The sequence below is a fragment of the Hominisplanchenecus faecis genome (assembly GCF_020687205.1).
Taxonomy (GTDB): Bacteria; Bacillota; Clostridia; order Lachnospirales; family Lachnospiraceae; genus Hominisplanchenecus; species Hominisplanchenecus faecis.
Genome location: NZ_JAJEQE010000079.1, coordinates 1 through 7,026, shown reverse-complemented (window position 1 = coordinate 7,026; position 7,026 = coordinate 1). Strand labels below are relative to the sequence as shown.

The following is a 7,026-nucleotide window of genomic DNA, read 5'->3' as shown; positions in this document are numbered from 1 at the left end:
ATCTCTCAGGCTCCGTTGTTTCTGCGTTTCCGCCGCAACAGTTGGTATGATACCACTGTTGTGCGGATCTGTCAACAACTTTTTTAACTTTTTTTCTAACTTTTTCTAACAGCTCTGAGTATACTTAAAACAGACTTACATTTCACTCAAACGCACACGACTCTTGCGAAGCGTTTATCTTAGTTTCGCCTCTGCCTCTGGGCCTCATACATCAGGATCGCTGATGCAATCCCGGCATTTAAAGATTCTACTTTCCCGCACATTGGAATACGGATACGCCAGTCTGCACTTTCTGCAAGTTCTCTTGTAAGACCATTCCCCTCGTTTCCGATCAGAAAGGCTGTTGCTTCTTTATAATTCTGTGCATCGTGAACACTGCTGCCCTCCAAATAGGCCGCATAGGTTTGGATCTTGCACTTTTTCAATTTCTGCATAACCGCTTGCATATTCTCAGCATAACAGAATGGCACGCGGTATATGGACCCCATGGTAGCACGTATGGTTTTGGGATTATAGATATCAACGGTTCCGTTGCTCATGATAACGCCTGTAATACCCGCACCTTCTCCTGTACGCACAATGGTTCCGAGATTGCCCGGATCCTGAATATTCTCCAGAACCATGATCAGCGGTGTACTGCCCTGAATGATATCGTCCAGATCATACTCAAAACGTTTCACGAGGCTTAACACGCCCTGTGGCGTCTTTGTATCAGAAGCCGCCTCAAAGACGCGGTCTGTGACGATTTCCAGGCTTTCCCCTTTCCAGATATCTTCTTTCTGATGTTTTTTGTAAAAACTTTCTGATACATAGGTCTTTATTACCTGGTCTGTCGGTGCTTCCCGGTACATTTTGATTCCTTCTATAATAAAGATTCCCTGTTCCTGACGCAGCCTGTTCTTCTTCTGAAGCTGGATCAGATTTTTGATCTGCGGATTTGCGGTGCTGGTTATCATATTTTTCTCCTCTGATTGAAAATAAAAGAGCCGGTAGTACCTTCATACTGGTAATATCCGGCTCTTACATACGTTTGACTTGAATATGGGTGTTGATTATTTATATCATGATGCCAGGGTCAAAAGGTCTAAATCCACATGAGCTTGCTCATAGGTGGATGAAAGACCTTGGGACCCGCCCCGATATGAGCATAAAAGTGGGATGATAATCCCACGATATGCGAATACCGGAGAGGATTGTGGGAGTGCAACGCACGGAACAATCCGTAGGCATCATAGTTGGGGACTTTTGACACCCACATCATATATTAAAACGTCGCTCTTCTGACTATATAATTAGATAGAAAGGGCCTTGCTTACATCATACATATATTCTGAAATGCTCTTCTGCATTGCCAGAGCCTCATCAATATCAAAGTCTGTAAACTCTCCGTTTCTGTATCCTACTACACGGTTTGTCTTTCCTTCTGCCAGAAGGTCTACTGCATAAGATCCCATCATGGATGCATATACACGGTCTGTACATGTCGGGCTTCCTCCACGCTGCATATGGCCAAGGATGGTAGCTCTTGTCTCCATGCCGGTAGCTGCTTCGATACGGCGAGCCATGCTTGCAGAATGTCCGATACCTTCTGCATTGATGATGATATGATGTTTTTTGCCACGTTTTCTGTTTTCGATGATGTTGTTGATCAGCTTCTGCTCATCGTAATCATATTTCTCCGGAAGAAGGATATCTTCTGCACCGTTTGCAATACCGCAGTACAGAGCGATGTAGCCTGCACCACGTCCCATAACTTCGATGATGCTGCATCTTTCATGAGATGTGGATGTATCACGTACTTTATCGATTGCTTCCATTGCTGTATTGATCGCTGTATCAAATCCGATCGTATACTCGGTGCATGCAATGTCCAGGTCGATCGTTCCCGGGATACCAATCGTGTTGATACCCAGAGCAGCCAGTTTCTGTGCACCTGCGAAGGATCCGTCACCACCGATGACTACCAGTCCGTCAATACCATGCTTTCTGCAGACTTCTGCACCTTTCGCCTGTCCTTCCGGTGTACGGAACTCTGCACATCTTGCTGTATACAGTACAGTACCGCCACGGGAAATGATATCAGATACGTCACGTGCTGTCATATCTTTAATCTCTTCATTCAGAAGACCATTATATCCCTTATAGATACCTTTTACTTTCAGTCCTCTGGAAAGTGCTTTTCTAACAACCGCACGAATTGCCGCATTCATACCAGGAGCATCGCCGCCGCTTGTAAGTACGCCTATTGTCTTTATTTCTTTTGCCATCTTGAAACCTCCTCAGATTCGCTGTTTAGACTCTTTGATTTTCCTAACCAAATACTTCGCTCTCAATTTTAATTCATTTTACTGTTATTTTCAATACACTTTTCAACAACTTTTACATTGTTCTGCCCATATCTTTCAACAATTTTCTGCAAAAGTGTCTCATCTGCACACACAGACCATGCTTTGCCCAGTCTTTTCATAGATTTCGGGGAACGAATGTAGACTACAACCTGATCTGATCCATCCGACGAACGTAAAATTTCGTATAAGATTTTTTCTTCCGCTGCAAAACTCTCCCGATCCGGGAACTGAATCCAGATTTCTTTCGGCAGGTCTTCAAATTTCCAGATTCTGTCACAGATCAGTTTGCTTGCCTTTTCTTCTTCTGCAGATACGTGTCCCCGGATAAAAAGTTTGCCATCCTGTGTAATGCTGTTTCGGTAAATTTCATACTGTCTTGGAAAAACTACAACTTCCACTGTGCCAAGAAGATCCTCGATGGTCAAAAAGACCATGGTCTTATTGTTTTTTGTATGCTTGATCGTAATGCCTTCGACCATGCCTCCGATGATCTCCTCTGCTCCGTCAAACAGGCGGGAGCCGTGCAGTTCTTCCTGATAGGCAAAATCCATGGTAGTTGCCGAAATATTTTTCTGCCACATCTTTTCATATTTTTCCAGAGGATGCCCGCTGATATACACGCCAAGCACTTCTTTTTCAAAGGCAAGGAGCTGCTCTTTATCATATTCTTCTACATCCGGCATGCGGATTTCAAAATCTTTTTTATCTTCCTCTGCCACAAAGTCAAACAGAGACATCTGACCTGCCATTGCATTTTTCTTCTCCTGATTTACACTGTCTACAACCTGCACATAGATCATCATCAGCTGTTTTCGGTTATCACAAAGACCATCCAGTGCTCCTGCTTTGATGAAATTCTCTATGGTGCGTTTATTTAATTCTTTTCCGGACAGACGTTCCACAAAATCGCGGAAATTTCGATAGATTCCATTCTGGTTTCGTTCCCGCACGATTGCATCAATCACCGGTTTTCCGATACTTTTGATCGCAGAAAGGCCATATCGGATGCTTTTATTATATTTAAATGCTTCTTCTCCTGTTTTTTCCGTGCTTTCGTTTTCTTCTACGGAAAAAGCACTCTCGCCCTTGTTGATATCCGGCGGAAGCAGACGGATCCTCATCTGGCGGCAGTTCAGAATATATTCTGCCACTTTCGGTGGATTATCAATGACAGAGGTCATCAAAGCTGCCATAAATTCTACCGGATAGTAATATTTCAGCCATGCTGTCTGATATGCAACTACCGCATAACATGCCGCATGTGATTTATTGAATGCATATTTTGCAAAATCGGTCATCTCATCATAGATATGATTTGCAATTTCTTCTGAAATTCCGTTTTTGATGCAGCCCGGCACGCCTTCTTCTTCATTTCCATAGACAAAATTCTGACGTTCTTTTTCCATGACGGCTGCTTTTTTCTTGGACATCGCACGACGCAGAAGGTCGCTTCGTCCAAGCGTATAGCCGCCGAGGGCACGCACGATCTGCATGACCTGTTCCTGGTATACGATACAGCCGTAAGTCGGCTCCAGGATCGGCTCCAGTTCCGGGCATTCGTACGTGATCGTATCCGGGTTATTTTTACCTTTGATATAACGCGGAATAAAATCCATAGGACCCGGACGGTACAGGGAAATTCCGGCGATGATATCCTCCAGACTCTGCGGTTTCAGCTCTTTCATGAAGTTTTTCATTCCGCCGCTTTCAAGCTGGAAAATGCCTTCTGTCTTACCAGTTCCGATGGAATCCAGGACGGCTTTGTCATTAAAATCAATATGATCGATATCAATGCTTTTTCCGGTCGATTTTTCTGCAAGACGGACTGCATTCTGGATAACGGTAAGGGTACGCAATCCCAGGAAGTCCATTTTCAGCAGCCCCAGTTCTTCCAGTGTCGTCATCGTAAACTGCGTCGTGATCGCACCGTCGCTGCCTCTGGAGAGCGGCACAAACTCATCGACCGCTTTCTGACAGATCACAACCCCGGCTGCATGCATGGAGGTATGACGCGGCAGACCTTCCAGTCTTCTCGACATATCGATCAGCTCATGCACCTGCGTATCTTCGTCATAGATTTTTTTGAATTCCGGATTTCTCTGAAATGCTTTATCTATGGTAATGCCGATCTCAGTCGGGATCATTTTTGCGATTGAATCGACCATTGCATACGGAAGATCCATTACACGGCCGACATCACGGATCACGCCTCTTGCCGCCATCGTACCAAAGGTCACGATCTGTGCAACCTGATCTTTGCCGTATTTTTCCACAACGTAATCAATGACTTCCTGTCTTCTTTCGAAGCAGAAATCCACGTCAATATCGGGCATGGAGACACGTTCCGGGTTCAGAAAACGTTCAAACAGTAAGTTATATTTCAGAGGATCAAGCTGTGTAATGCCAAGTGTATAGGAGACAAGGCTTCCTGCAGCCGAGCCTCGTCCCGGTCCTACCATAATATCGTGGTCGCGGGCAAATTTGATATAATCCCATACGATCAGGAAATAATCGACATATCCCATTTTCTGAATGATGCCAAGCTCATAGTCCAGACGTTCTTTTAATCCTTTCGTCTCTTCGCCATAACAGCGAACCAGTCCGTCGTGGCAGAGTTTCTGTAAATATTCCCATGATGTATAGCCATCCGGCACATCATATTTCGGAAGTTTTGTCACACCAAACTCAATCTCCACATGACAACGGTCTGCGATTTTCTGTGTGTTTTCCAGTGCTTCCAGTGCATACGGAAACAGGTTTTTCATTTCTTCTTCGGATTTTACAAAATACTGTCCGCCTTCATAACGCATACGGTCGGTATCCGACAGTTTCTTTCCGGTCTGTAAACACAGCAGAATATCATGAGAATCCGCATCGGATGCATACGTGTAATGCACATCATTTGTCGCCACCAGATCTATGCCTGTCTCTTTGCTCATCCGAAGGAGCTGTGTATTGACTGCTTTCTGTTCCGGGATGCCATGATCCTGAAGCTCCAGGAAAAAGTTGCCCCTTCCGAAAATTCCTTCGTAGCGTCTGGCGGCACGCACTGCTTCTTCGTACATACCACGCACCAGATATTTTTGGACTTCTCCTGCCAGACACGCAGACAGGGCAATGATACCTTCATGATATTTTTCCAGGACTTCCATATCCACACGCGGTTTATAATAGAAACCTTCTGTAAAACCTTTTGATACAATCTTGGTCAGATTACTGTAACCTGTGTTATTTTCTGCTAATAATACCAGATGATAGTAGCGGTCATCACCGCTTCCGGCTTCTCGGTCAAATCTGGATCCGGGTGCTACATACACCTCACATCCAAGAATCGGATTGATCCCGGCTGCTTTTGCTTCACGGTAAAAATCGATCACACCGTACATAACGCCGTGGTCTGTGATGGCCGCACTGTTCATGCCCAGTTCTTTTACCCGTGCAACGTATTCTTTGATTTTATTTGATCCATCCAGCAAACTGTATTCTGTATGAACATGTAAATGTGTAAAACTCAAACTGCACCTCACCCTCTCAATATCATGTAGATCACTACTATAACTGTTGCCACCGCAAATGCCGGTGTAAACATGGTTTTCGGTTCACCCGGACGTTTTTTTCTTCGTTTAAAACACCATTTCAGATGCTCATAACGTCCACAGTGTTTCGCAATCCAGATCAGCACTCCGATCGCTGCAAAAATACAGATCGCCGCGATCACGGAATAAACATTAATCACACCGATCATATCCTGTGTTGTCAATGCTCCGGAACTTGTAGAAGAACTGCCGGCAGAAATTCCATAAAGCAGTTTGGAAACTGCCATCAATGCCGTACTCCATCCATTGATCACAAAATGTGCTGTCATCGTAGCAAAAATACTTCCTGTCGCCTCCAGCAGAATACCAAATGCAATGCCCAGTACAAAAGCATAGCAGAACTGATTAAAGTTCATGTGCATCAGACCAAACGCCAGTGCAGATCCAAGAATCGCACACCACACACCTCTCTGACGATATCCATTATAATAGAGACCACGGAACGTAAATTCTTCGCAGATCGGCGGAATGACTGCCATCACAATCATATTGACCCAGAGTGCATTCTGCGTCAGTTCCGACTGTGAACTTTCAAATGCATTTCTTACGAAAAGCATAGAAAGCAGATTCAGCCAGGATGTAACAGGGATCATCAGCACTGCATATAAAATGACCATTGCGATCACCGATAACTTCAGTGGTTTAAATGGCATCCACTTTCTCGGGTCTACCTTGTTTATGATCATAAATCCAATAACCGGCATCAAATACAGAAGCTGGCTCAAAAGCATCAGCTGCGTCGCATCCATCGAACGAACAAACGGGATAAATCCCAGAAAAATCCCGGATAACAGTATCCAGATAACGGTCACCAGAAACAGCCTGTTTATCTTCGGTGTCTTGTTCATTTGTTTTCCTCCACGTTTTTTATTTTTAATAATGTCAGTAAAATGTCCTGTCTTGCGGCAAGAACGACAATTTGACATTTTGACCCTGGCATCATAATTTTATTCTACCATAAAATCCATTTCTTTTTGTATTTTCAAAGTTTAATTTTTAAAAACAAAGTTCAAGTCGAACGCACGTGAGACTTGGCACGCGATTCTGGTCAGCTTTGCTGACATTTACCCAACAGAATCGCT

General features: G+C 44.2%; 4 protein-coding genes. All 4 read right to left on the bottom strand.

Annotation, left to right across the window (positions count from 1 at the left end):
• Positions 1 to 179 precede the first annotated feature (179 nt).
• Complete coding sequence (locus tag LKD42_RS14540) at positions 180 to 956, bottom strand: TrmH family RNA methyltransferase (RefSeq protein ID WP_022118481.1); 777 nt, start codon at positions 954 to 956, stop codon at positions 180 to 182.
• Between the two features lie 336 nt (positions 957 to 1,292).
• Positions 1,293 to 2,267: a 6-phosphofructokinase gene (gene pfkA / locus LKD42_RS14535; protein ID WP_147632885.1), complete on the bottom strand. Its 975-nt coding sequence runs from the start codon at positions 2,265 to 2,267 to the stop codon at positions 1,293 to 1,295.
• A gap of 68 nt (positions 2,268 to 2,335) precedes the next feature.
• On the bottom strand, positions 2,336 to 5,863 hold the full coding sequence (locus LKD42_RS14530) for a DNA polymerase III subunit alpha (RefSeq protein ID WP_248836109.1): 3,528 nt from the start codon (positions 5,861 to 5,863) through the stop codon (positions 2,336 to 2,338).
• Between the two features lie 8 nt (positions 5,864 to 5,871).
• Complete coding sequence (locus tag LKD42_RS14525; RefSeq protein ID WP_248836108.1) at positions 5,872 to 6,792, bottom strand: type II CAAX endopeptidase family protein; 921 nt, start codon at positions 6,790 to 6,792, stop codon at positions 5,872 to 5,874.
• Positions 6,793 to 7,026: the final 234 nt, after the last annotated feature.